The organism is Bacteroidota bacterium, assembly GCA_040388375.1.
Taxonomy (GTDB): domain Bacteria; phylum Bacteroidota; class Bacteroidia; order UKL13-3; family UKL13-3; genus JAAFJM01.
Genome location: JAZKBU010000001.1, coordinates 451,179 through 475,246 on the forward strand (window position 1 = coordinate 451,179; position 24,068 = coordinate 475,246).

At 35.2% G+C, this 24,068-nt stretch carries 22 protein-coding genes; 6 read left to right on the plus strand and 16 right to left on the minus strand.

What is annotated here, in order from left to right; genetic code table 11:
- Position 1 precedes the first annotated feature (1 nt).
- A complete protein-coding gene (locus tag V4538_02100; GenBank protein MES2379804.1) occupies positions 2 to 634 on the minus strand; it encodes a methyltransferase domain-containing protein in 633 nt (210 codons plus the stop codon).
- A 100-nt stretch (positions 635 to 734) separates the two neighbouring features.
- Between V4538_02100 and V4538_02105 the strand changes: the two genes are divergently transcribed.
- Positions 735 to 1,610, plus strand: coding sequence for a lipid A biosynthesis acyltransferase (locus tag V4538_02105; protein ID MES2379805.1), 876 nt, complete (start codon positions 735 to 737; stop codon positions 1,608 to 1,610).
- Between the two features lie 13 nt (positions 1,611 to 1,623).
- On the opposite strand, the gene V4538_02110 is transcribed toward V4538_02105, so the two are convergent.
- The 3 genes from V4538_02110 to carB form a co-directional block, all read right to left on the minus strand.
- The gene (locus V4538_02110) at positions 1,624 to 2,559 is read right to left on the minus strand and encodes a M28 family peptidase (protein ID MES2379806.1); all 936 of its coding nucleotides are present in this window, start codon (positions 2,557 to 2,559) and stop codon (positions 1,624 to 1,626) included.
- 16 nt (positions 2,560 to 2,575) lie between these two features.
- The gene (locus V4538_02115; protein ID MES2379807.1) at positions 2,576 to 3,202 is read right to left on the minus strand and encodes a peptidylprolyl isomerase; all 627 of its coding nucleotides are present in this window, start codon (positions 3,200 to 3,202) and stop codon (positions 2,576 to 2,578) included.
- Positions 3,203 to 3,276: 74 nt separating this feature from the next.
- Complete coding sequence (carB, locus tag V4538_02120) at positions 3,277 to 6,096, minus strand: carbamoyl-phosphate synthase large subunit (GenBank protein MES2379808.1); 2,820 nt, start codon at positions 6,094 to 6,096, stop codon at positions 3,277 to 3,279.
- A gap of 189 nt (positions 6,097 to 6,285) precedes the next feature.
- Between carB and V4538_02125 the strand changes: the two genes are divergently transcribed.
- Positions 6,286 to 6,825, plus strand: a complete 540-nt coding sequence (locus V4538_02125; protein MES2379809.1) for a hypothetical protein — start codon at positions 6,286 to 6,288, stop codon at positions 6,823 to 6,825.
- Between the two features lie 11 nt (positions 6,826 to 6,836).
- On the opposite strand, the gene V4538_02130 is transcribed toward V4538_02125, so the two are convergent.
- The 10 genes from V4538_02130 to V4538_02175 form a co-directional block, all read right to left on the minus strand.
- On the minus strand, positions 6,837 to 7,337 hold the full coding sequence (locus tag V4538_02130) for an energy transducer TonB (GenBank protein MES2379810.1): 501 nt from the start codon (positions 7,335 to 7,337) through the stop codon (positions 6,837 to 6,839).
- Complete coding sequence (locus tag V4538_02135) at positions 7,330 to 8,268, minus strand: isoaspartyl peptidase/L-asparaginase (GenBank protein ID MES2379811.1); 939 nt, start codon at positions 8,266 to 8,268, stop codon at positions 7,330 to 7,332. The genes V4538_02130 and V4538_02135 overlap by 8 nt, the downstream gene beginning before the upstream one ends.
- A gap of 70 nt (positions 8,269 to 8,338) precedes the next feature.
- Entirely contained in the window at positions 8,339 to 10,120 is a 1,782-nt protein-coding gene (locus tag V4538_02140; GenBank protein MES2379812.1) for a hypothetical protein, read from the minus strand.
- Positions 10,121 to 10,129: 9 nt separating this feature from the next.
- A complete protein-coding gene (locus V4538_02145; protein MES2379813.1) occupies positions 10,130 to 10,888 on the minus strand; it encodes a LytTR family DNA-binding domain-containing protein in 759 nt (252 codons plus the stop codon).
- 6 nt (positions 10,889 to 10,894) lie between these two features.
- Positions 10,895 to 11,986, minus strand: coding sequence for a histidine kinase (locus V4538_02150; GenBank protein MES2379814.1), 1,092 nt, complete (start codon positions 11,984 to 11,986; stop codon positions 10,895 to 10,897).
- Between the two features lie 32 nt (positions 11,987 to 12,018).
- The gene (locus tag V4538_02155; protein MES2379815.1) at positions 12,019 to 12,411 is read right to left on the minus strand and encodes a hypothetical protein; all 393 of its coding nucleotides are present in this window, start codon (positions 12,409 to 12,411) and stop codon (positions 12,019 to 12,021) included.
- Positions 12,412 to 12,580: 169 nt separating this feature from the next.
- Positions 12,581 to 13,399, minus strand: a complete 819-nt coding sequence (locus V4538_02160) for a DUF4249 domain-containing protein (protein ID MES2379816.1) — start codon at positions 13,397 to 13,399, stop codon at positions 12,581 to 12,583.
- A gap of 11 nt (positions 13,400 to 13,410) precedes the next feature.
- The gene (locus V4538_02165) at positions 13,411 to 15,780 is read right to left on the minus strand and encodes a TonB-dependent receptor (GenBank protein ID MES2379817.1); all 2,370 of its coding nucleotides are present in this window, start codon (positions 15,778 to 15,780) and stop codon (positions 13,411 to 13,413) included.
- A 415-nt stretch (positions 15,781 to 16,195) separates the two neighbouring features.
- On the minus strand, positions 16,196 to 17,344 hold the full coding sequence (locus V4538_02170) for a helix-turn-helix domain-containing protein (protein MES2379818.1): 1,149 nt from the start codon (positions 17,342 to 17,344) through the stop codon (positions 16,196 to 16,198).
- Positions 17,345 to 17,499: 155 nt separating this feature from the next.
- The gene (locus V4538_02175; GenBank protein MES2379819.1) at positions 17,500 to 18,729 is read right to left on the minus strand and encodes an isocitrate dehydrogenase (NADP(+)); all 1,230 of its coding nucleotides are present in this window, start codon (positions 18,727 to 18,729) and stop codon (positions 17,500 to 17,502) included.
- Between the two features lie 258 nt (positions 18,730 to 18,987).
- On the opposite strand from V4538_02175, the gene V4538_02180 reads away from it, so the two are divergent.
- Positions 18,988 to 20,457: an NADP-dependent isocitrate dehydrogenase gene (locus V4538_02180; protein ID MES2379820.1), complete on the plus strand. Its 1,470-nt coding sequence runs from the start codon at positions 18,988 to 18,990 to the stop codon at positions 20,455 to 20,457.
- A 59-nt stretch (positions 20,458 to 20,516) separates the two neighbouring features.
- On the opposite strand, the gene V4538_02185 is transcribed toward V4538_02180, so the two are convergent.
- Both V4538_02185 and V4538_02190 read right to left on the minus strand, forming a co-directional pair.
- Positions 20,517 to 20,987, minus strand: a complete 471-nt coding sequence (locus V4538_02185) for a DUF255 domain-containing protein (protein ID MES2379821.1) — start codon at positions 20,985 to 20,987, stop codon at positions 20,517 to 20,519.
- 13 nt (positions 20,988 to 21,000) lie between these two features.
- The gene (locus tag V4538_02190) at positions 21,001 to 21,690 is read right to left on the minus strand and encodes an alpha/beta hydrolase (GenBank protein MES2379822.1); all 690 of its coding nucleotides are present in this window, start codon (positions 21,688 to 21,690) and stop codon (positions 21,001 to 21,003) included.
- 131 nt (positions 21,691 to 21,821) lie between these two features.
- Here V4538_02190 and V4538_02195 point away from each other — a divergent pair, with 131 nt between their 5' ends.
- The 3 genes from V4538_02195 to V4538_02205 all read left to right on the plus strand — a co-directional run bounded on the left by V4538_02195 (position 21,822) and on the right by V4538_02205 (position 24,034).
- Positions 21,822 to 22,508, plus strand: a complete 687-nt coding sequence (locus V4538_02195) for a DUF4468 domain-containing protein (protein ID MES2379823.1) — start codon at positions 21,822 to 21,824, stop codon at positions 22,506 to 22,508.
- 93 nt (positions 22,509 to 22,601) lie between these two features.
- Entirely contained in the window at positions 22,602 to 23,036 is a 435-nt protein-coding gene (locus tag V4538_02200) for a hotdog fold thioesterase (protein ID MES2379824.1), read from the plus strand.
- Entirely contained in the window at positions 23,036 to 24,034 is a 999-nt protein-coding gene (locus V4538_02205) for a chorismate-binding protein (protein MES2379825.1), read from the plus strand. The genes V4538_02200 and V4538_02205 overlap by 1 nt, the downstream gene beginning before the upstream one ends.
- The last annotated feature ends 34 nt before the right edge of the window (positions 24,035 to 24,068 follow it).

Below are 24,068 nucleotides of genomic sequence, written 5' to 3' on the forward strand. Positions count from 1 at the left end.
TTTAGGTTTGTACTATTAAAACCTTGTTTTCAGGAGCTATCGGGTAGGTTTTAAGGGTGCAATTGTTTTGTTTATTTTTATAAAAACTAAATAGGGTATTTAATTGAAGTAGCTGGTTTTTATTGTTACAAATAGCATTGATAATAATAGTTCCATTTGGACACATATTTAACAATTGCTCGTTAAATTCAATATTGAATACGTTCTCCACTACTTTATTGTCTTCAAATAAATCAACAATAATTAAATCGAATGTTTCTGTAGCAGCTTTTTGTTGGGCGTAAACAAAGGCATCGGCTATTACTACATTTAAATGACTGAACTGCTGTAAGCCAAAGTATTTATTGGCTATTTGTACCATTACTTCATCGTACTCAATGGCCGTAATATGGCTGTTGAGCTGTAGCTCATTTTTTATAATATGTATTATACTGCCGCCTGCCAAGCCTAAGCATAGTATTTTTTGCGGAACTACTTTTTCTAATTGTAAATCGTTAAATATGGTTTTGAATAATTGGTGTAAGCCATCAAACGACTGATTGGCATTGCGTGTATTTACCACCAGCTTATCATGCAAGCGTATTACATTTATTTTGCCATTTTTGGCGCTGTCAAAGCTTTCTACTAATTGCATGAGTCCGCAATTTTAAAGCAAGTTGGCAACAATTGAAACAATTATGTTTTTAGGTGCTATTCACATACTTTTGGATTCACTTAATTGAAGCCTGTAATTTTTGAAAAAGTTTTTATTTAACATTTATGCTATTCCATTTTATGTATTGGGTATGTTACCATATCCTATACTTTATATGTTTAGTAATTTGCTGTACTATTTGGCTTTTTATGTAATAGGTTACCGCAAAAAGGTGGTGTATGGTAATATACGCAATGCTTTCCCCACTTATACGGAGCAGCAGGTTGAAACCATTGCTAAAAAATTCTATAAACATTTGTTCGATGTATTTCTAGAAACTTTTAAACTACTTACCTGCTCCGCAAAGGAGCTTTATAAAAAGGGCGTCTATCCTAATTTTGAGGTCATACAACCTTTTATAGATAAGAAACAAAGCTTTATTATTTTAACCGGCCATATGGGCAATTGGGAATGGTTACCCAGTATATGGCATCTGGAAAAAACGGTACAAATTTGTGGTATTTACCATAAGTTAAGCAGTCCGTTTTTTGAATGGCTTACTTTTAAAATGCGTACGCGTATGGGCGTACATTTGTTTACCATGGAAAATACTTTGCGCGAAATGGTTGCGCAACGCAATGAGTTTACGGCTACCGGTTTTATTGCTGACCAAACACCCAGCGCACAAAATGCGCATTGGCTTACTTTTTTAAACCAAGACACACCTGTTTTTATTGGTGCGGAAAAAATTGCCAAAAAATTTAAATACCCTGTAGTTTACTGCCATGTAACTAAACCTCGCAGGGGCTATTACGAGTGCCGATTGGAGGTATTATGTGACGATGCCAGTACTACTGACGATTTTTATGTGACGAATATTTTCCATAAAAAACTGGAAGAGGATATTATTCACCAACCTGAAATATGGCTATGGAGTCACAGGCGCTGGAAACACAAAAGACCTGCTAAAGATTAACCCAAAGAATACATTACTGCAAATTTATAAGTGTGTTGCAAACGCTGTCTATAACCTTTGCCATTCTGTTTAAATCCAGTGTTTCTAAGGTATCAGTTGTTTCATGGTAATTGTGGTTGCGGTAAAAAGAAGTATCCGTAATCATACAGGCACTAAAACCAAATTTCCAATAGTTTAAATGGTCTGAATAATCAATGCCTGGTAAGGAAGCGGGGCCTGCAAATTTTTTTGTTATGATATATTTGGTGGCCTTAAATCCTTTACAAAATTTGCGTGTGAATTTTCCGGCTGATATTTTTTTTACGAATGTTATGTAATTACCCTTATTGCCATAAAACAAGGAGAGGATACCTAATGGATAACTTTGTGTTTTCTTTTCATCTTTAAAATAGCCTATCATTTCCAGCGAAATCATTCCATACACGCTGGCTTTGCTATCAACCAATGATTTGGCATGTATATAACTACCCATAAAATTGGTTTTAAAATAGGGTGGCTCTTCTAATGAATAGGCTACCAGATCAATTCTGTATTTTAGCTTTTGACCTTTTAACATACGGGCCAATTCGAGTAAACCAACCACACCGCTAGCATTGTCATCGGCTCCTTCCTGCCGGCTGCAAACATCGTAATGGGCTCCAATAACTATTCGTTTGCTATTTTCTGTACCAAATGAGCATATTACATTTTTATACTCCAATCCATTTGCCTGGTAGTTTTGAAAGCTTACGCTATCGCTGTATTGATTAAAAACGGATTGTATATAGTTGGCTGTTTTATTGAGCAGGTCTATATTATCGTATGTTCTATAACCATCGGTTTTTGTAATTAACGCTAAATGGTTTTTAATAATAGTGGTATCGGAAAAGGATAGTGCTTTACTGTTGTTGCCAATAATTAGCAACAACGCAATAAGTATACTTATGGGTTTATTAAACCAACTTTTCATTCATTGAATAAAAATGTTAAGGCACAAAATTGTATTCTGTCTTTAACTCATCAAGCGTTTTCTTCACTATGTTTACATCCATTACTATATTGGTGTATGGTCTGTTATTGCTTGCTTTTTGTGGCTGTACTACTATTTGTTCTGCCACTTCCATGCCTTTTATAATTTTACCAAATACGGTATATCCACCATCTAAATTGGGTGTACCTGATTTGTTTATTACTATATAAAATTGTGATCCGCTTGATGCTTTTGCGGGATTATTTGTTCTGGCAGCACCTACTGCGCCATATACATGTTTAAATTTGGTAGCATCTATTTCTGCGGGTATGGTATAAGTAGGACCTCCTGAACCGTCATTGGTTGAATCGGCATCTTTTGAATTGGGGTCGCCTCCTTGTATTACAAAGTCTTTTACACAACGATGAAAAGTAGTTCCATCTAAATAACTGGTTTGGGCTAAACTTAGGTAATTGGCCCTGTGCTGTGGGGTTTCTTTGTATAACCACATGTACATATTGCCAAAACTGGTTTTTATTTCCAGTATTTCTTCTTGAGCGGTTTCTGTTGTTTTTGATTCTTCTTTACTACAAGAAGCAAATGCAAGTGTAAGGATAAAGGTAAACAGGAATATATTTTTCATCGTAAAAACGAATATAAAAATATATTCCTATGAAACAACTTTTAAGATATTGAGTACTATAAGTTTTTACAAACCTATTTACTCAAGAACATGCTTTTCTCGCTTTTTAACTGGCGGAAATGCGGGTCGTTCAGGTCTTTTATAAAACGTATAGATTCGCCTGTCGATTTCATTTCGGGGCCTAACTCTTTGTTTACATTCGGGAATTTATTGAATGAAAACACGGGTTCTTTTATAGCGTATCCTTTTAGTTGTCTATCGAAGGTAAAGTCAGTTAACTTATTTTCGCCTAACATAATTTTGGTGGCTATATTAACGTATGCTATTCCATATGCTTTGGCTATAAATGGAACCGTTCTGCTTGAACGCGGATTGGCTTCAATTACATAAACCTTTTCGTTTTTAATGGCAAACTGCATATTCATTAATCCTCTAATGTTCATTTTAAAGGCTAGTTTGGTAGCAATGTCTTCCATTTGTTTTTGTACATTTTCGCTTAAGCTAAATGGTGGTAATACGGCACTACTATCGCCACTGTGAATACCGGCAGGCTCTATGTGTTCCATCATACCTATAATGTGAACGGTTTCGCCATCGCATATTAAATCTATTTCGGCTTCTTCTGCCCTATCTAAAAAGTGGTCAATTAATACACGGTTTCCGGGTAAATCACCTAATAAATCGATTACTGCTTTCTCCAAGTCTTCATCGTTTATTACTATTTTCATGCCTTGTCCGCCTAATACGTAACTTGGACGAACTAACACGGGATAACCTACTTTATTCGCTACTGCAATGGCTTCGTCTGCATCTTCGGCTACGCCATAATTAGGATAAGGAATATCTAATTCTTTTAGTAAATCAGAGAATGAGCCTCTGTCTTCTGATAAATCCATATCAGGGAAACTAGTTCCTATAATTTTTATACCGTGCTCGTGGAATTTACGGGCTAGTTTTAAAGCTGTTTGACCACCTAGTTGTACGATTACGCCTTCTGGTTTTTCTTTTTCAATTATTTCGCGGATGTGTTCCCAGAAAATCGGCTCAAAATATAATTTATCAGCCATATCGAAATCGGTTGAAACGGTTTCTGGATTACAATTAATCATAATGGCTTCGTAACCGCATTCTTTTGCGGCCAATAAACCGTGTACGCAACAGTAATCGAACTCTATACCCTGGCCTATTCTATTTGGACCTGAACCTAGTACAATTACTTTCTTTTTATCGGAAACGATACTTTCATCTTCCTGGTCAAAGGTTGAATAGAAATAATTGGTTGGTGAAGGAAACTCGGCTGCACAGGTATCTACCATTTTGTAAACACGCTTAATGCCCATTTTCTTTCTTAAATCCCAAACTTCGTCTTCGCTAGTATCGGCTCCCAGTAAATGGGCTATTTGTGCATCGCTGTATCCTTTTTGTTTTAAGTCTAACATTACCTCGTGGGGCATGTTATTCAGGTTAAAACGTTTGCAGGTATTTTCTAAATGTACCATATCGCTTATCTGGTTCAGGAACCAACGGCTAATACGGGTCATTTTCTCTACTGATGAAATAGGTATCCCTAAACTCAATGCATCTTTTACGGCAAATATTCTATCCCAGCTAGGGTTTTTCAGTTTTTCTACTATGTCTTCTAATTTCTTTTGCTGGTAACCATCGGCTCCTAAACCATTGCGTTTTATTTCTAGCGACTGAATGGCTTTTTGCAGGGCTTCAATAAAGGTTCTGCCTATACCCATGGTTTCGCCCACTGATTTCATTTGTAAACCAAGGGTTTTGTTAGCTCCTTTAAATTTATCGAAATTCCAGCGTGGTACTTTTACTATTACGTAATCAATAGCCGGCTCAAAAAAGGCTGAAGTGGTTTTGGTTACGGGATTTTTTAATTCATCTAAGTGATAACCTATAGCCAGCTTGGCTGCAATTTTTGCAATTGGGTACCCGGTAGCTTTACTTGCCAACGCTGATGAACGTGAAACACGTGGGTTAATCTCCACTGAAATAATTTCTTCGTCTTCAGGGTTTACGGCAAACTGTACATTACAGCCGCCTGTAAAGTTTCCAATGCTGCGCATCATGTGTATAGCCATATCGCGCATACGCTGGTAAGTGCTATCGCTCAGGGTCATAGCAGGTGCAACAGTAATTGAGTCGCCTGTGTGAATGCCCATCGGGTCAAAATTTTCGATGGTACAAATTACTGTTACGTTGTTGTTTTTATCGCGTAACAATTCTAATTCGTATTCTTGCCAACCAAATAAGGCTTTTTCTACTAATACTTCGTGTGTTGGCGAAGCTTCTAAACCTCGTTTTAAAGCAGCATCTAATTCCGATTTATCTAATACAAATCCTCCGCCTGTTCCGCCTAATGTAAATGACGGGCGTATTACCAGGGGGAAGCCTATTTCTTGTGCAATTTCTTTTCCTTCTAAAAATGAGTTGGCCACACGTGATTGTGCAACGGGTACGCCTATATCAATCATTTTCTGGCGGAAAAGCTCTCTGTTTTCAGTGGTATTAATGGCTGCAATATCAACCCCAATCATACGCACATTATATTTATCCCAAAGGCCAATTTCATCGGCTTCGATGGCTAAATTTAAAGCTGTTTGCCCGCCCATGGTTGGTAAAACAGCATCAATATGGCGCTCTTGCAGAATTTGCTCAATACTTTCTATGGTTAATGGTAAAAGGTATACATGGTCAGCCGTTACTTTATCGGTCATAATGGTAGCCGGATTTGAGTTAATTAAAGTAACTTCAATTCCTTCTTCTTTTAATGAACGGGCGGCTTGACTTCCTGAATAATCGAATTCGCATGCTTGACCAATAATAATAGGTCCACTTCCAATAATAAGTACTGATTTAAGGCTGGTATCTTTAGGCATTTTCTATAATTTGTTGATTGAATGAAACAATCTGAAGCGTGTCCGTAAATGGAACTGCTTAAAATTGGGCAAAGATAATTATTGCCAGCAAACTATAAAGGGTGTGGAAAAGAAAGTGAAACAAATTGTAGTTATACTACTCAATTATTGGATTGTTAGCTTTTTATATAAAACCAATATATTTGATTGATGAAAACAGAATTGGTTAAATTTTTATTTTTTTCACTGTTCGTTTTGTTCCTATATGGGTGCGGATGTGATTTTCCGGGCAGAACGGGAATTGACTGTACGGAATATGCTATGAGAAATGGCCTGGCTTGCAAAATGAATATGGACTCAACCACCAATGGTTTTAAGCTGCAGGAACTGAACGCTACTTATATTGTTAAATATGAGTCAGATTCGGCCAATGCATTTGCACATGTGGTTGATACTACGTATTTGTATGATGATAGAAATATTGCCTTTACTGAGCTCACGAATGCATTATACCCTTATAACTTATATGTATATGAAGGTGGCAGGAATGTAAATTACACTTCGGATTTCAGTTATAAAATTATCAATTCAAACTCACAGGTGGTAAATGAAATTACGGATATTAAAATAATTTTTATCGGTAATAACTCAAAATGTTGCAGTAAGTATGCGGCACAGGATGTAAGCAGCTATCTATTAAATGGTGCTTTAAAAAGTAATGACAAAACTATTGTAATCAATAAAAAGTAAACAAGAAATATTTACTTGAAAAACAGGGTATAAATTAATACGCCTGCTACTATACCGCAAGCTATTCCAATATATTCTGCTACTTTATCTGCATCTCCGTTTTTCGAAGGGTTATTGGGTTTATCATCGGGCATGCTAAAAGCAATAGGTATTTTATAGTAAACCTGTACTGGCTTACCATTTTGACTACCGGGTTTCCATTTGGGCATTAACTGCAATACCCTTATTACTTCTTTGTTAAATGCCTCTGGTGTTTTACTAAGTATTGTTATATTGGTAACATCGCCCGCATCGCTAATAACAAATTTGGCAATTACTTTTCCTGTAATACCATTCTTTCTTTCTTCTGCCGGGTATTTTATGTTTTCATTCAAAAATTTATACATAGCTTCTTCTCCTCCCGGATACTGAGGTGGGATTTCTATATAACCAACTGTTGAATCTTTGGTTTGTGCATTTAAAAAACAGCATGCACAAAGCATAAAAATTACTGATAAAAATAGTTTATTCATAAATGCCGATAAAGACTTGTTCTCCCTGACGCAAAAAACCCCTATACATGCCATCGGAGTTAAAACTCAATTCAATATTGCCCAATTTGTCTAAGGCTATTAAACCCCCTTCGCCACCCATTTTAACTAACTTATCTTTTACTACATAATTACACGCTTGTTGTAATGAATAGCCTTTGTATTCCATTAAGCAACTTATATCGTAAGCTACTACGGCACGCATAAAAAACTCTCCATGGCCGGTGCAACTTATAGCACAGGTATTGTTATTGGCATAAGTACCTGCACCAATTATGGGGCTATCGCCTACTCTGCCAAAACGTTTATTGGTCATACCACCGGTTGAGGTAGCGGCAGCTAAATTACCCGCTGTATCAATGGCCACTGCACCTACAGTACCAAACTTTTTTTCGCCTGTTTCCAATACGGTATGGTCTAGCTGATAGCCATCGGTATCTTTTACATCCTGCCATTGTTTATAGCGCTCTTCGGTATAAAAATATTCATCGGGTTGAAAAGGCAATTGCATGGTTTTAGCGAACTGTTCTGCATCTTTCCCCTGCAAAAAAACATGCCCTGATTTTTGCATAATAACTTTGGCTAGATGAACAGGGTTTTGTACTTGGCTGATGCCTGAAACAGCACCTGCCTGCAATGTTTTTCCTTCCATAATAGATGCATCCATTTCGTGTGTGCCTTTATTGGTAAAAACAGCACCTCTGCCTGCGTTAAACAATGGAAAGTTTTCCAGACTCATTACTGCAGCTTCTACCGCATCTAAACTGGAGCCACCTCCACTTAATATTTTACTTCCCGCTTCTAAGGCATTTTGTAAACCTTGTTTGTATTGCGCTTCTTTTTCAGGTGTCATTAATGAGCGGAGTATTGTACCTGCTCCACCATGTATAGCTATTGCGTGTTGATTTGCCATTGTCAAAAATTAATGGACAAAAAAACGGTTTTACCTATGATAATAAAAGTATGTGCAGAAATAAATAAACCTACTTTTCGTCTTTCCAGTTTGGAACGGTAAAACGGATGGTATCGTTTTTTATATACGTTCTAAAAGACATGTCAGGCAAGGCATTCCCACGTTTATTGGCAAACTCTGTATCCCAATTGCCCCGGGTTATTTTAAAGGTATTATAGTTTTTATTGAAACTGTTTATATGCAATATTCTTTTATCGTAACCTAAAAAACTAAACTTAAATCGTTCATCCTTTTCGTTCCAGTTGTTAAAATCGCCCGTTAAATAAACAGCATCGGTAGTGCCCGGTGGCAATTGTTCAATAATAAAAACTACTCTTCTTTTTAAACTATAATCTAACCAATTCACTATACGCAAGTCAACGGTATCATTATCCTGACAGCACTCAAACTTTCTATTACTTAACTTTTCTAATCTTGCATTAGCTTCTTCACTATGCCAGCCACCACGGGTAATTTTAAATTCGTGGGCTTCGTTGTCTTTTAGTTTCAGCACATATATGTATTTACCATTGCTTAGTTTTTTAAATACAAAGCGGTCATCTTTATCATTCCAGTTATTAAAATCGCCTGCCAAATATATTCTATCTGTTGGCTCGGTATACTCAGGCACTTTATGAATAATGAATATTATTTTTCTTAAACCATCACTCACTTCCATCCGTTGTGAAAAATTGATGGTTGAAGGTAATGGTGGCGGTGCGGGTTTTTCTGATACGCCCGGTAAGGTTATATCTAAAAAGTTAGCTCTTCTGCGTATAATGTTTTTATAGTTTGGTGCTTTATCAAACCAGTTCACTACTCTTAAATAAGTGGTATCGCGTTTTAATAAATTAACTGTTCTGTTGCTTAATTCCTGAAAGTTGGCATCAGCTTCCTGAAAATCCCAACCGCCACGTGTTACTTTAAACTCATGCGTTCTTCTATCGTTAAAATTCATGGTTAAAACCAACTTGCCACCAGGCAGTTTTGAAAAGGTTAAATTTTTGTCGTAAGGGTTCCAGTTATTAAAGTCACCCACTAAAAACACATCGGCACTTTTAGGTGTATTCTGTGGCACACTTTCTATTATAAAAGTATGTTTGGTTTGTGTTTGTAATGGTAAGTCGAGCCAAGCTTTAATGTTTATTTTTACGGTATCTTTTTTACCAAAATCTATTTGACGTATATTTACTTCTCTACCAAATTCATTGGCTTCAACGGTTTCATTAAAACCTCTGTTTATTTTAAACTCTACTTTATTGGCCAGCTTAAATAGGGTTAAATAGTATTTATTATTTTTAGCTTTTGTAAACTTAAACGACTCGTTAGCCAAGCCCCAGTTGTTAATATTACCCATAAAAAATATAGTGGTATTTTTAGGTGTATTAACCGGCAACGAATCAATTTCTAATACCATACGTGAGCAGTTTACGGGCTCTAAATCGTGCCAGCTAACAATGTTATTTTCTATCTGATCGCTTGAGTCGGCTGTAAGCAGTGTACGGTTTCCAAATTCACCACCACAGCTATCTGTTTCAGTTGTGGTCCAATCGCCACGCGTAAACTTATATTCTATTTTACCAAAGCCCATTGGCAAATCAACCCAATAGGTTTTATCAGCAGCGTTATACTTTAAAATATAATTGGCATCTCCCGGATTCCAATTGTTAAAGTTACCCGCTACAAATATTTGCGAACCTTTTGGTGTATTGGTTGGTACGTTGGTTATAACCAATTTTTTTCGCGTACACGCAGAGAACACCACCAACAGGCAGCTTGCTAAAAATAATATATGCTTTGGTTTATACTGCATGTTTAATTTTTACGAGTCCATCCAGGTTAAAAAATCATCAACCTTAACCCTGCTTACCAATATTTCTTCTGTGGCCTTTGGTTCTACTTCAATTAATAAGCGGCTGTTGAAATACTTATTTACTTTGCGTATACTTTTTATAGAAACAATATAGCTGCGTGTGGCTCTGAAAAATAGTTTAGGGTCAAGCTGATGTTCCAGTTCATCCAATCTGAAATCAACAATACTTTTTTGCCCTTGGCTATTGACTAAATAAATAGTGTTTCGTTCTGCATAAAAATACGCCACATCATCAATGGGTATAAACTTATACTGGTCGCCTATTTTGGTTAAAAACCTCGACTTATATGTTTTAACGGGTTGGAATAAATCTCTTAGTTTATTGGTATCTATGGTTTGGCTGGCAAACGATTCTTTTACTATGTTTAACTTATCGAGTGCTTTTTGCAGTGCTTTTTCTTCAATTGGTTTTAGTAAATAATCTATACTGTTTAATTGGAATGCCTTAATAGCATACTCATCGTATGCGGTAGTAAAAATAATAGGTTTGGTAATTTTCACGTGGTCAAATATTTCAAAACTTAAACCATCGGCCAATTGTATATCGAGAAAAATAATATCAAACTGCTGGCTACTGCTTAACCACTCCACGGCATCCTGTACACTATCAATTTCTTTTACAAATTGTATAGTGCTATCCACGTTGGTAATTAACCGCTTTAACTCGTGGCGTGCAAATGGTTCGTCTTCAATTATTACTGCTCTCATCTTAAATTAATCAATTAGTGGTACTGAAATAACAAATGACTCCTCTGTTTTATTAATCACTATCTTTCTATCGCTCACGTAATCATATCGGTTGCTGATCATTGTCAATCCCAGCCCGCTAGAGTATTCGCGCGTTTCTTTAATTTGTAAATTATTACTTACTGTTAAAGTATCGTTTTCTGTTTTTACAGTAATGTGTAGTGGCCTGTTGCTACTTATTACGTTGTGCTTAATGGCATTTTCCACCAACATTTGCAAAGTAAGTGGGATAATTTTTTTTGTAAGTGCCCTTTCTTCTACCTGTACATCAAAAAACAGCATATCCATAAAACGTACTTGCAATAAATCAGCATAGGTATTAAAAAAACTAAGCTCTTCGCTTAGTAAAATAGTTTCTTTGTTTCTATACTCTAAAATATTGCGGTACACGCCTGAAAGCTTTCTTAAAAAATCGGCTGCTTTATCTTGGTTAATATATATAAGTGAAGAAAGGGTATTTAAATTATTGAATAAAAAATGGGGGTTGATTTGTGTGCGTAACAGTTCTAAGCTAAACTGTGCCTTCTCTTTTTCAAATGCTTCTTTTTCAATTTTCGAACTATTCCATTTCTGTATTAAGTAACTACTGAAATCAAAAATCACAAACAATTCTATCACTAAAACCAAAACCAAAAATTTAATGAAAACATCAAAGAAACCAACGTAGGTATAGTTACCAAAAAAATTATAAATAAGCACTTCGCTAAATTTATCGGAATAAGGATTGCTCGTTACATCTAAAGTTAAACCAATAAAAACATAGCTTAAAACAATGTGCAGTAAAATAATAATGCCCCCGCTTACTGATACTCTTAGTATGGACTCCATGATTAACCTTTTCTTGGGGTTTACATTCCAATCATAATTTTCATTAAGCCAGTCTTTAAACTGGTAGGTAACGGTAAATGCAATAAAAAAAGACGCACTATCTAACAGGAATCTTTTAATTAAATCGTCCAAAAAAAACGGGAAGCCCCTTAAAGATTGGGTTAAAGTAAATATGAGCGTATAAATAATTACGCTTAATTGTATGCGTAATCGCCCTCTCTTATCTACCATGTTACACCTCATTGCACAATTATATCGTTTTTTTATTGCTCAAACTCTATAGCACCATCAAAAGTTTTTTCAATTTGTTTCTCAAATTTCTGGTCACCTTGTACTATCAGTATAGTGTATTTTCCTTTGGGTAGTTCACTGATATCGTATCCTTTGCTTAGTTCCAAAACATTTTTATATGAATCGGAAAATATGGTAATGCCGTTTTTAACTATGCTGATTTTTACTTTTTGGTTATCTGTTTTGCTCAAATCCAAAGTAACCATATTGGCATTGTCATAAGTAACAGAAGCTTTCATAGTTTTGGTGCTGAAAGTTGCAGTATTTTTATTGGTTCCGGACTGTGTGTCGGTTTTAGTCGGGTTAGCAGCCAATACATTTAAGCCGTATATAACCAGGGCGATTGAAATAATTATTGCTTTCATATTGTTTGGTTTTTAAATTTAACGAAACAAAGATGCTTTGAATAATGACTCCTATAAAGTATATAAGTACGAAATTAAGATTTAAGTGTACGAAGTGATTGTTTACGTTATCCAACTGTAACTAGTCTTTGTATAAAATAAAAAGGCGCTTTGAAGCGCCTTTTTATTTTTATTGTATTACTACACTATCTCTAATAATATAATTGGTTTGAAACAATCCCATTGCACCGGGTATGTTTCCTTTTATATTAGCAGGTGGGCCACTAAACATACCTCCATCGTTGTTTACCTGGTTTTGCCAGCCTGTATAAAAATCAAATGATTCTTTGCTTATCGAGAAAAACTCGCATTTTATTTCATCACCTTTTTTATAATCACTTAACAATTCAATACCAGGTATTCTTCCGTTCAATCCGCTGTTTGATGCTACAAATATATCAGTCGGTTGATTTTGTAAAGTATCATTTCTATAAAACCTGAACACATAATACTCATCAAAAGTGGTGTGTACATTGGCATATAATTTACCTACGTATTTACCAGGCTTATCCTCGTTTGGTTCTGCTCTTATACTATCAATAGGTAATGGTGTAACGGGTATTTTGGAAAGCGATTCGTATATTTTTCCATCAACAGTTACCTGTAGCTTATATACTCTGCCATCGTTAATACCCGGAAAACTGTTGGTTTCATATCGGCCATTACCAACAAAAGTTAAGTTAGCAGTATTTCCTTTATCGTCACTGTAAACTACTGTTGCATTGTTTACATAATTACGGCCTCCATTGTTAATGGCTACAGGTTTTGATACTATTACATATTGTGTTTCGCTTCCATTTAACAACCATGCTTCAATTACCACGGGTGGCACTTTTCCGCTGTTTTTATTTACATCGTAATCGGCTGTTATATCTACCGGTTCACCACACGAAGCCATTAAAAAGCTAAGTGACAGTAATGCTATTATTAATTTATTTATATTTTTCATCGAACTATTTATTAAAAGGTAATATTATAAGTAACTGAAGGTATTAAAGGGAATAACCACGACATGACTATTTGTTTATCATTGGATGTTTTATCATCATCAATTTTTACGTTTTGGCTATACACTGAAAATGGGTTTTGTCTGTTGTACACATTATAGATGGAGAAGTTCCACATACCTTCCCATTTTCTGCCTTCTTTTTTCTTGCTTTTTAGGTTAGCCGAAATATCTAAACGGTGGAAATCGGGAGTACGTTCGCCATTGCGCTCGCTATAATATACTGCCGAACCGTAATCAAAATAATACTTAGCAGCTGGCAATGTTACCGGGCGACCTGAGCCATAAGTCCAGTTAGCACCAAAACTCCAACGCTCGTTTAATTCATGTGTTACACCTATGTTTATATTGTGTCTTCTGTCCCAAGGAGCATAGTATGCTTTGCCATTGTTTATACCATCAATTTGCAACTCGGTAACTGACCATGTATAACTGATTGAACCTTGCGTTTTACCAACTGATTTTTTAGCATAAAACTCTAATCCGTAACTCCAGCCTTTTCCTCTTAAAATATCGGTTTCAATAGCCGGGTTTAACAACAACTGGGCGTTGTCTTTAAAATCAATGGCATTGTTCATCCATTTATAATAACCCTCTACTGATACTTCTACTTTATCATCAAACAGGTTTTTAAAATAACCTAAGCCTACCTGATCTGCCGATTGCGGGTCTACATAACGTGAGCTTGGTACCCACATGGTAATAGGTAATGGAGCTGTTGAGTTGCTTAACATATGCATATACTGGTATGTGCGGCTATACGATGCTTTGATTGAACTTGTTGTATTTAACATGTAACGCATACCAAAACGTGGTTCTAAACCCATAAAGGTTTTATCTACATCAAAAAAGCCATTGTTTATTGTGTCTGTTATTTCTTTAACATCCTTTTTGGCATTGTTAGCATAGGTATAAATAGTAGCTCCGTTGTTTTGAAAAGCTGATAGCCTAAGTCCGTATTGCAAACTAATACGCGAGGTTGCTTTTTGCTCATTGCTTGCATACAATCCATACTCTAACGAATAATTTTTAGGAACAATTAAATCTTTAAAAATAGAGTTCTTGTCATTGGGTTTTACTTCGCCCGGTTGAAAAGTTCTGCTGCTTATTTGCCCGCCAAATTTTAAATCGTTTTTGTTGTTTAATGCGTAACTAAAATCTTGCTTAATGCTATACTCGGTAATATTAGCCTTCCAGTCAAACCCTTGTACACCGCTGTTTACGCCTAAACCATAATTAAAATCGCTAAAAATACCTGTTGTGTTTGAAAACAAACGGTTGTTAAATACATGGTTCCATCTTACTGTTCCGGTAGCATTACCCCAGTTTAAACCAAAACCGCTTGAGCCAAAAACATCTTTACCAAAATAACCGGCCACAAACAATCTGTCTTTATCGCCCAGTTTAAAATTTATTTTGGCGTTTACATCATAAAAATAAAGTTTGGTACTACTCACATCTTTATCGCTCGAGCCCATTAAAAACAAATCAAAATAGGTTCTTCTGCCTGATATAATATAAGAGCCTACATCTTTTTTAATAGGTCCTTCAAAAGTTGCCTTGGCTGATAGTAAACCAATAGAAGCAGAACCTGCTCTTTTCTTTAAATTTCCATCGCGGCTTCTTATATCAACTACGGATGATAAACGGCCTCCAAATTGTGCCGGAATGGCTCCTTTGTAAACCTCAGCACTTTTAATAGCATCTGCATTAAATACGGAGAAAATTCCTACTAAATGGGATGGATTGTAAACGGGTGCTTCATCTAATAAAATTAAATTCTGGTCTGAACTTCCGCCTCGCACAAAAAACGCACTGGTTCCTTCACCTGCACTTTGAATACCAGGCAATTGTTGAATATTTTTAATTAAATCAACCTCACCAAATAAGGCTGGCGATTTTTTTAACTGCTCCATACTAATGGTATTTGTACTCATTTGTACCGTTTGTATGTTCTGGTCTTTCTTTTTAGAGTTTACCTGAATTTCATTCAATTTTTTTCCAACTACTTCCATGTTTATATTCTTGGTAGTATTTGACTGTAAATCAACCTCCAAATCATATAATTGATAACCTAAATATTTAAAACTAAATACATGTTTACCTTTGGTAGTAGTAATGGAATAAAATCCGTAAGCGTTGGTGCTTACTGCTACATTACTTGCTTTTTCATAAACGGTTACACCTATTAAATCCTCTCCTGTTTTTGAGTCTTTAACGTAACCGCTAATACTTACTTTGTCTGCATTATTATCGGCTAACAGTGCTTTAAAACTGAATAGTTGTAATAGGATAATAAAATAAATTGTTTTTTTCTGTTTCATACTTTTTTCGGCCCGCAAATTTGTTCAATCATTACCACTCGAACAGCATTATTAATGATGAACTTTAAAATTTAGCTGTTTAACTTTAAAATTTTCATGCTGAACGGTATTAAAGACTTATTAAATCGGGGTAGGTTTACTGCTTTTTACTTCGTTACTTAATTTTACTGTTTTCCTTTGTGTAATCTTTGATTAGGTGATTTTGTGCTGTTCATTCGATTTTTACTTTACGCGATAAATTAAAAATGAATTAATAAACGTTGTCGTCTCCATTTTATTTTATTGTAAAATTCAACGCAGCAAAAATGTGGTGATTGCACAAGTCAATCGCCCCAACTTATAAGTTGAACCCTTTTTTCAATAAATATAAATTTTTGTTTTTCAGCTGTTTATTACAACGCCATAAGATTTACAACTACTCACTTAAGGTAATATGGTTTTGTTTTAAATAATGTGTTGGGGTAATGCCCATCACTTTTTTGAAGTTTCTATTAAATGAGGTTTTTGAATTAAAACCACATTCTAAGGCTATTGACAGGAGTGTGAACTTTTTATTTTTTTCGAGTAAAGCCTGTTTTTTAAATTCATCAATTCTTAGATCATTGATAAAGTCGTAAAAGTTTTTATTTTCATACGAATTGATGACCTGTGATAAAATATTGGAATGCACATTTAAATGAATAGCCAGTGTTGTAAGTGTCAATTCAGCATCTTTATACAGTTCTTCATCATGCATTAGTTGTGTTAGTTTTTTATGAATTGCCATTGCTGTTTCTTCGTCCAACGATGATTTTCTATACTTTACATTCTCTGTTTCTTGGCTTGGCTCTTCTGGTAATGTATCTAATGTCATTGCTAATGCCAATGGGGCTTTTTCTTTCTTTTCGGATGAGGTGAGCCTATTGTTAAATATACCAACTTGTTTTATACCAAAATACCCCAATAGTATAACATACACAACTGTTGCATTAAATATTACTGGGTCACTGTCAATAAGCACTACAATTAACCATATAACACCTAATCCCATGATTAAATACCTTAGCCAATCTAATTTTATTTTTTCGGTGTAGGAGAATTCTTGTAATAAGTGTTTTTTATGGGTATTTAGTTTTAAAAAGGCAAGTATCACATACACTACTCCAGAAATCATAATTGCTATAGTCTGAATTTTCATTTGCAATTCAAATCCTGCTCCTTGATTTAAGAACACATCAATTTTAGCCAGATTGGACATTAGAAAAAAATGGATAAAGAAAATATGGCTTAATAAATAAGGAATAAAATGGAGTAAATCTGTTTTATAATGAAAACGATTACTGATGAGGGTACTTGTATACAAGTATAAAAATGGGCCATGCACAAGTGGTAAAGGGAAATTAAAGCCTAGCAAGTATGGGTAATTGTATAGTGCTTTTGTTAAAAACGCATAATAAAAAGCTAAATGAATGCCAATAAATAGCAACCAAATAGCCAATATAATATCGGCTTTTGACTTATTCCTTTTGGTTAAAAGAATGATTGATAAAAAGAAAGTAATGGTTAAACCTACTATATAAAACATGCAATTACTATTGATAAATAAAAGTTTCAAATATGCCATTATAAACATTAATACGCCCAAATAAATGCTAAACTTATTTCTGTAAAGCAAAAAGAGCTGTTTCAAAACAAATTTGAAACAGCTCTTTATTATAACTAATGATTATTTAACTTAAACTATGCTAACTTAGCTTTTAAGTTAGTATCAATCGCATCTAAAAAGTCTTGTGTATTTAAATAATGCTCTCCTAAAGTAACTTTATTACCATGAATACACACGGCTAAGTCTTTGGTCATTTTACCGCTCTCAACCGTTTCAATACAAACAGCTTCTAAAGCAGCGCAAAAGTTAATTAACTCCTGATTATTGTCTAACTTACCTCTAAACTCTAATCCACGGGTCCATGCAAAAATACTTGCAATTGGGTTGGTGCTAGTTGGTTTACCTTCCTGGTGGTCGCGGTAATGGCGGGTAACTGTTCCATGAGCAGCTTCTGCTTCCATTGTTTTGCCATCAGGTGTAACTAAAGTTGAAGTCATTAAACCTAATGAACCAAAACCTTGTGCTACTGTGTCTGATTGCACATCGCCATCGTAGTTTTTACATGCCCAAACAAAGTTTCCGTTCCATTTTAAAGCTGAGGCTACCATGTCGTCAATTAAACGATGTTCGTAAACAATACCTGCTGCTGCAAATTTTGCTTTGTAATCTGCCTGATAAATTTCTTCGAAAATATCTTTAAATCTACCATCGTACTTTTTCAAAATAGTATTTTTGGTTGATAGGTATAAAGGCCATTTTTTGCTTAATGCTTGGTTAAAGCATGAATGTGCAAAACCACGGATACTCTCATCGGTATTATACATAGCCAAAGCTACGCCATCGCTTTTAAAGTTAAATACTTCAAAGCTTTGTACTTCGCCACCTTCTTCGGGTGTAAAAGTTATGGTTAGTTTACCTTTTCCTTTGGTTACAAAATCTGTTGCGCGGTACTGGTCACCGAATGCATGGCGGCCAATACAAATAGGTGCAGTCCAGTTAGGTACTAAACGAGGTACGTTTTTACAAACAATTGGTTCGCGAAATACGGTTCCGTCTAATATATTTCTAATAGTTCCGTTAGGGCTTTTCCACATTTGTTTTAAGTTAAACTCTTTTACACGCGCTTCGTCAGGTGTAATAGTAGCACACTTAATACCAACTCCGTATTTTTTAATGGCTTCTGCAGCATCAATAGTTACCTGGTCATTGGTTTCATCTCTATATTCCATTCCTAAATCGTAGTATTTAATATCTAAATCTAGGTACGGTAAAATCAATTTATCTTTGATAAATTTCCATATAATACGGGTCATTTCATCGCCATCTAACTCTACAACAGGATTGGCTACTTTTATTTTTGTCATATATTTTAAATTAATTTTCTGAATGATTGTTGGCGAAAATAATCAGTTTTAGTTAGCATACCAATTGTAGGGGTACAACTTTTATCATATTAGTTAAAACTTAAATGGCGCAAAATGAGGTGTTCCATGTCCATCGATATTCTCTTCCATTCTATCCATCATGAATCTATTTTATTGAGAAATATCTATTAATTAACCCTACAAAACATTTCATAATGTGTAAATTCGCAGCCAAATTTTTAACAACCGAGTATATAAATGAGTAATAATCCTATTAAAGTATCTGTTGCAAAAGGTGATGGTATCGGTCCTGAAATAATGGACGCTGTATTAAATATTTTTGAGGCAGCACAAGTTCCCCTTCAATATGAATTTATTGATATGGGCAAAAGCTTTTATGACAAGGGCTTTAGCACAGGAATGACCCCTGAAGCTAAAGAGAGTGTAGAAACCAACGGCTTGCTTTTTAAAGGGCCAATGGAAACGCCTAAAGGAAAAGGAGTAAAAAGTATAAACGTAACGGCCCGTAAAACCTGGAGCACTTTTGCTAACAGACGTCATTTTAAATCATTGAATGGTGTTGGAACTGTTTTCTCGCAAGCGGGTATTCCAATAGATATTACTATTGTTCGTGAAAATATTGAAGGTACTTATGGTGGTATAGAGCATATGCTTACACAAGATGTAGCTTTATGCCGCAGGTTTATTACCCGCCCGGGCAGCATTCAGGTACACCGTTTTGCTTTTGAAATGGCACGCAAGGAAGGCTTTAAAAAAGTTACCTGTGCACACAAAGCCAATATTATGAAGTTAACCGATGGTTTGTTTTTAGAAACTTTTTATGAAGTGGCTAAAGATTACCCGGAAATTGAAGCAAACGATGTAATTGTTGATGATTTGGCTATGAAACTGGTAGCTAAACCACAAACCTTTGAGGTGGTGGTATTAACCAACCTGCAAGGCGATATTATGAGCGATTTATGTGCAGGATTGGTAGGAGGTTTAGGCTTTGCCCCTTCAGCTAATATTGGCGAAAACATTTCTATTTTTGAAGCGGTACATGGTACTGCTCCTGATATTACCGGTAAAAACATTGCTAATCCAACTGCATTATTGTTAAGCGGATTAATGATGTTACGTTTTTTAGGTTTAATGGAATATGCTACTAAAATAGAAAATGCATTATTGGTTACGCTTGAAAACGGCTCGCATACGGGTGACTTTGGTGACAAATCAACGCCTGCTTTAAACACTACTGAATTTGCTCAAACCATTATTAATAATTTTGGTAAAGAGCCTAAAGAAGGGAAAGCAAGAGAAAGTAATATTAAATCAACTTTCCATTTACCAACACGCCCTGCTACACAAAAAGTAATGGTTAGCCCAAAAGCAGCTACTACGGAAACGGTAGTAGGTGTTGATTTATTTTTTGAAAGTGAACAAACTGCCGACTTGTTGGCTCCTGTTATTCAAAAACATTTACAAAGTGGCTTAAAACTAATTATGATTTCGAACCGCGGTACGCAAGTATGGCCAACAGGAAGTGTATTTACCGAGTGTGTTGACCAATACCGTGCTAGGATTGAAGCCGTAGATGGTTACCAAACCAATTTAGGCGAAATGCTTGAAATGGGCAGAAAAGTAAGCGATGATTTATTTGTATCATCAATAGAAATATTAAGAAAATTTGGCGAAAAAGCCGGATACTCACTGGCACAGGGTCAGTAATAAAACAAAAAAGGGTTTGCGTTAAACGTAAACCCTTTTTTGTTTATCAGCATTCAGTTTTACTTCATACTTTGTACCGTTTGCTCCAATACCTTTTTAAATTCCGCAGGGGCTAAATAACCTGCGGTTATTTGTATTTGTTTTTTATTGGGATGAATAAAGTAAGTGGTTGGAAAGCCTGTTGACTTGCCTTGCGTCAATTGGGTATATAATTCTCTTCCTGTTAGCTTTTGTCCTTCCAATTCATACTCCATATCGGTAAGCTCAGGGTTAAACTTAATAATAACAAAATCCTTATTGAGTAAGTTTATTACTTCTCCATCGGTATAGGTATCTCTATCCATTTTTTTACACCAGCCACACCAGTCGGTATAGGCATCTACCAATATTATTTTGTTTTGTTTTTTGGCCAACGGATAACCTGTATTCCAATCTAGCCATTTTAATTCTTTGGTGCTTTTGTTGATAGTGAATGAGGCAAATAAGCCTATGCAAACAGTAAAAAGCAGTGTTGTTCTTAATATTTTCATACTCGTATAATTTTTAATTCATAAAAAATCGCTGAACCTGTAAAGCGATTAGGTCTGTATCAATTTTGTTAAATTCATGTGGCGCATTTGGCATCACTAATAACTCGGCCGTTGGAATTCTCTTATATACATCCAGCGTATCATTTAAGCTGGCTGTTTTATCCCTGTCGCCAATGGCTAATAAAACATGTTTGCTTATTTTAGTAAAATCTTCATCGGTTAATAGTTGCCCATTCGCCAAATCCATCATCATATCGCTGGTACTTTTTAATAGATTTTTCCATAAGTTTATACCGTGCGTAAGCATTAAATTATTGGCAAATGCCGGAACCTTTTCTGCTATTTTATCTGCATTAAGCATTTCCGATTCTTTAACAGCCGAAGCCAAGTCCCATTTCAACTTTACACTACAAGTAAAAATTTTCTCTACGCGCTCCGGGTATTTTAAAGCAAACATTAAAGCAGCGTAACCGCCCATACTGTATCCAAACAAATTTATTTTTTCAATTTTATTGCTGTCTAAAAACTTCAAAATATCGTCAACAAAAACAGTAAAATTTAAACCACTAATAGGTAACATCTGTCCGCCATGTCCACTAAAATTAAGTGCATAGGTTTTATACTGACCTTCCATTTTAGCCCTTAATGTATCAAATTGATTGGATGATGCTAATGCCCCATGGAGAAATAATATTGAGTTCATAGATATAGTTTATTGCAATGTTAATAATATTTAAAACAGAATATATTATTTTTAAACCCATCTTTTGTTAAAAAAATGAAAAAATAAGTTTAATTATTGATAGCTTTTTATATTTTTGACATCCAACAATCATGATAAACAGAATTAAAATTAAAACAATACGCAGCTTGCTTGCGTTTTTTTTAGTAGTTGTAGCACAGTATTCTTTTGCCCAAGTGCAGGATCCAACTTCACCTGGTTATGACTATGGCTCTACAGATTCTACTACTCAAACTCCGGAAAGTACAACAGACTCATCTGCTCAAACCGGAGCTAAACCATATGAAAGAATTGTATTAGAAATAGACTCTAACACAAATCTTATTACATACGGAGCCGTAGTTGAACAAGAAGAAAGCGGAAGTGATTCCTTATATACACGAGCCAAAAAATTTGCAGAAAAAGTATTTGGCAAGGATAAATCTATTTTTGAAGTGCAAAAAAACGGACAAAAATTGGTAATGAATGCTTCTATTCCTGCCTATTCTTATGCCAATAAATTTAATAAAAGATTAATTGGAAAGTATGAGTTTAAAATGACCGTTCTGGTAAAAGAAGGTCGTTATAAATACACTATTACTAATCTAGTACACCAAGGCAATCAACCTAATATTGGTAAACCATTTAGAAATTATTTCGAATACTATTATAACTCTACTATCAACGTAAAAATGTACGATACCATTTTACGCTACGCTGATAGAGAAATCAAAGAAACAATGGTTCGTTTTCAAACATCCATGAAAGAGCCTAAGTTAATTGATGAAGACGAATGGTAAACATTTAAAAATAAATAAGGCTATTGAAATTTCAATAGCCTTATTTATTACTACACTAAATAAACGTAAATAATAAATTCAAGTTTTATTCTTATGTCAATAATACTAACACCTGAGGTTACTTTAGCGGCATTACAAAAGCGTAATGCCAATACCATGAGCGAATGGCTCGGAATTGAATTTATAGAACTTACAGCAGATTACTTAATAGCTAAAATGCCTGTTGACCATAGAACAATACAACCTTTGGGTGTTGTAAACGGTGGTGCTTTTTGTGCCTTATCAGAAACAGTGGGTAGCATGGCTGCCAATTTGTGTATTGACAGGGAAAAATATGTAGCGGTAGGCTTGGATATTAATGCCAACCATGTGCGTTCAGCCCATAAAGGATGGGTGTATGGCAAAGCCACACCTATACATATTGGCCGCAGCACTCATGTTTGGGAAATAAAAATTACCAATGATGAAGGCAAATTATGTTGCATTAGCCGATTAACCATGAGTGTAATTGACCTTAAAAGCAATTAATGAAACAACACAAAGCAACTGTATTTTATAAGTTACCGGGCCAGAATCCAATAGTAAAAAAATCGGCTTCGGTAATGGATGAATTAGTGGAGGTTGATTTTAATGCAGACAATACCTTTTATTTTTCTCCTTATAATAAGGGCTCAAAAGCTTACCAATTCAACTTAGAAAAAGACATTAAGCTTTTTGAAGTAATGGCCTTTAGCCAGTATCATCAAGCTCATTACGATAACCAGTCTGATTTTATACATAAAGTACAGGTAGCTGTTGATACCATGAAAAATAACAACAGTATGAGTAAAGTGGTATTGGCAAGATGCAGCAAAATAAATATTGATGATAGCTTTAACGTCAATGCTTACTTTTTAAACTTATGTACTACCTACCCTAATGCTTTTGTATATGCAGTTTCAAGTAGTGTTACGGGTACATGGATAGCAGCTACTCCTGAATTGTTAATGGGTATAGACAACCAAACGGTTAAAACAACTGCTTTAGCCGGCACAAGGCTCAGTAGCAACGACCAATTAAGTTGGGGAGAAAAAGAAATAACCGAACATTATAAAGTTGAATATTACATTGAACAGCTTTTAGCTAAATATCCTTTTAAACAAGTCAGTAAACAAGGCCCCGTAACTATTAATGCAGGTCATTTGGAACATATTTTTTCTGCTTACCTTTTTCAAAACGATCCACAATATATCTCACAGTTCTTATCTGACCTTAACCCAACTCCTGCCGTTGGTGGTTTACCAAAAGAAACTGCTCTTTCATTTATCAATGAACAAGAAAACTTAGCAAGAAAATTTTATACCGGCTTTGCGGGTGTAAGCAATAATAATCAACTACAGTTATTTGTAAATTTACGCTGTATGGAATTGTTTAAAAAATTTGCTGTGCTATATGCAGGTGGTGGTATTACTGCCGATTCTAATGCAGCTCAAGAATGGATAGAAACGGAAAATAAATTAGCCATACTTGCCAAATTTATTGCCTAAGCTTTTATCACCCTATTTACTACAACAAAAAAGC

What these genes read in the sequence shown, in the direction of transcription:
- V4538_02205 (MES2379825.1), top strand. Translation starts at nt 23,036, where the DNA reads ATGAAACAACACAAAGCAACTGTATTTTATAAGTTACCGGGCCAGAAT.
- V4538_02195 (MES2379823.1), top strand. Translation starts at nt 21,822, where the DNA reads ATGATAAACAGAATTAAAATTAAAACAATACGCAGCTTGCTTGCGTTT.
- V4538_02115 (MES2379807.1), bottom strand. Translation starts at nt 3,202, where the DNA reads ATGAAAAATATATTCCTGTTTACCTTTATCCTTACACTTGCATTTGCT.
- V4538_02135 (MES2379811.1), bottom strand. Translation starts at nt 8,268, where the DNA reads ATGGCAAATCAACACGCAATAGCTATACATGGTGGAGCAGGTACAATA.
- V4538_02150 (MES2379814.1), bottom strand. Translation starts at nt 11,986, where the DNA reads ATGGTAGATAAGAGAGGGCGATTACGCATACAATTAAGCGTAATTATT.
- V4538_02130 (MES2379810.1), bottom strand. Translation starts at nt 7,337, where the DNA reads ATGAATAAACTATTTTTATCAGTAATTTTTATGCTTTGTGCATGCTGT.
- V4538_02185 (MES2379821.1), bottom strand. Translation starts at nt 20,987, where the DNA reads ATGAAAATATTAAGAACAACACTGCTTTTTACTGTTTGCATAGGCTTA.
- V4538_02140 (MES2379812.1), bottom strand. Translation starts at nt 10,120, where the DNA reads ATGCAGTATAAACCAAAGCATATATTATTTTTAGCAAGCTGCCTGTTG.
- V4538_02200 (MES2379824.1), top strand. Translation starts at nt 22,602, where the DNA reads ATGTCAATAATACTAACACCTGAGGTTACTTTAGCGGCATTACAAAAG.
- V4538_02155 (MES2379815.1), bottom strand. Translation starts at nt 12,411, where the DNA reads ATGAAAGCAATAATTATTTCAATCGCCCTGGTTATATACGGCTTAAAT.
- V4538_02110 (MES2379806.1), bottom strand. Translation starts at nt 2,559, where the DNA reads ATGAAAAGTTGGTTTAATAAACCCATAAGTATACTTATTGCGTTGTTG.
- V4538_02170 (MES2379818.1), bottom strand. Translation starts at nt 17,344, where the DNA reads ATGTTTTATATAGTAGGTTTAACCATTACTTTCTTTTTATCAATCATT.
- V4538_02145 (MES2379813.1), bottom strand. Translation starts at nt 10,888, where the DNA reads ATGAGAGCAGTAATAATTGAAGACGAACCATTTGCACGCCACGAGTTA.
- V4538_02160 (MES2379816.1), bottom strand. Translation starts at nt 13,399, where the DNA reads ATGAAAAATATAAATAAATTAATAATAGCATTACTGTCACTTAGCTTT.
- V4538_02125 (MES2379809.1), top strand. Translation starts at nt 6,286, where the DNA reads ATGAAAACAGAATTGGTTAAATTTTTATTTTTTTCACTGTTCGTTTTG.
- carB (MES2379808.1), bottom strand. Translation starts at nt 6,096, where the DNA reads ATGCCTAAAGATACCAGCCTTAAATCAGTACTTATTATTGGAAGTGGA.
- V4538_02190 (MES2379822.1), bottom strand. Translation starts at nt 21,690, where the DNA reads ATGAACTCAATATTATTTCTCCATGGGGCATTAGCATCATCCAATCAA.
- V4538_02175 (MES2379819.1), bottom strand. Translation starts at nt 18,729, where the DNA reads ATGACAAAAATAAAAGTAGCCAATCCTGTTGTAGAGTTAGATGGCGAT.
- V4538_02180 (MES2379820.1), top strand. Translation starts at nt 18,988, where the DNA reads ATGAGTAATAATCCTATTAAAGTATCTGTTGCAAAAGGTGATGGTATC.
- V4538_02100 (MES2379804.1), bottom strand. Translation starts at nt 634, where the DNA reads ATGCAATTAGTAGAAAGCTTTGACAGCGCCAAAAATGGCAAAATAAAT.
- V4538_02165 (MES2379817.1), bottom strand. Translation starts at nt 15,780, where the DNA reads ATGAAACAGAAAAAAACAATTTATTTTATTATCCTATTACAACTATTC.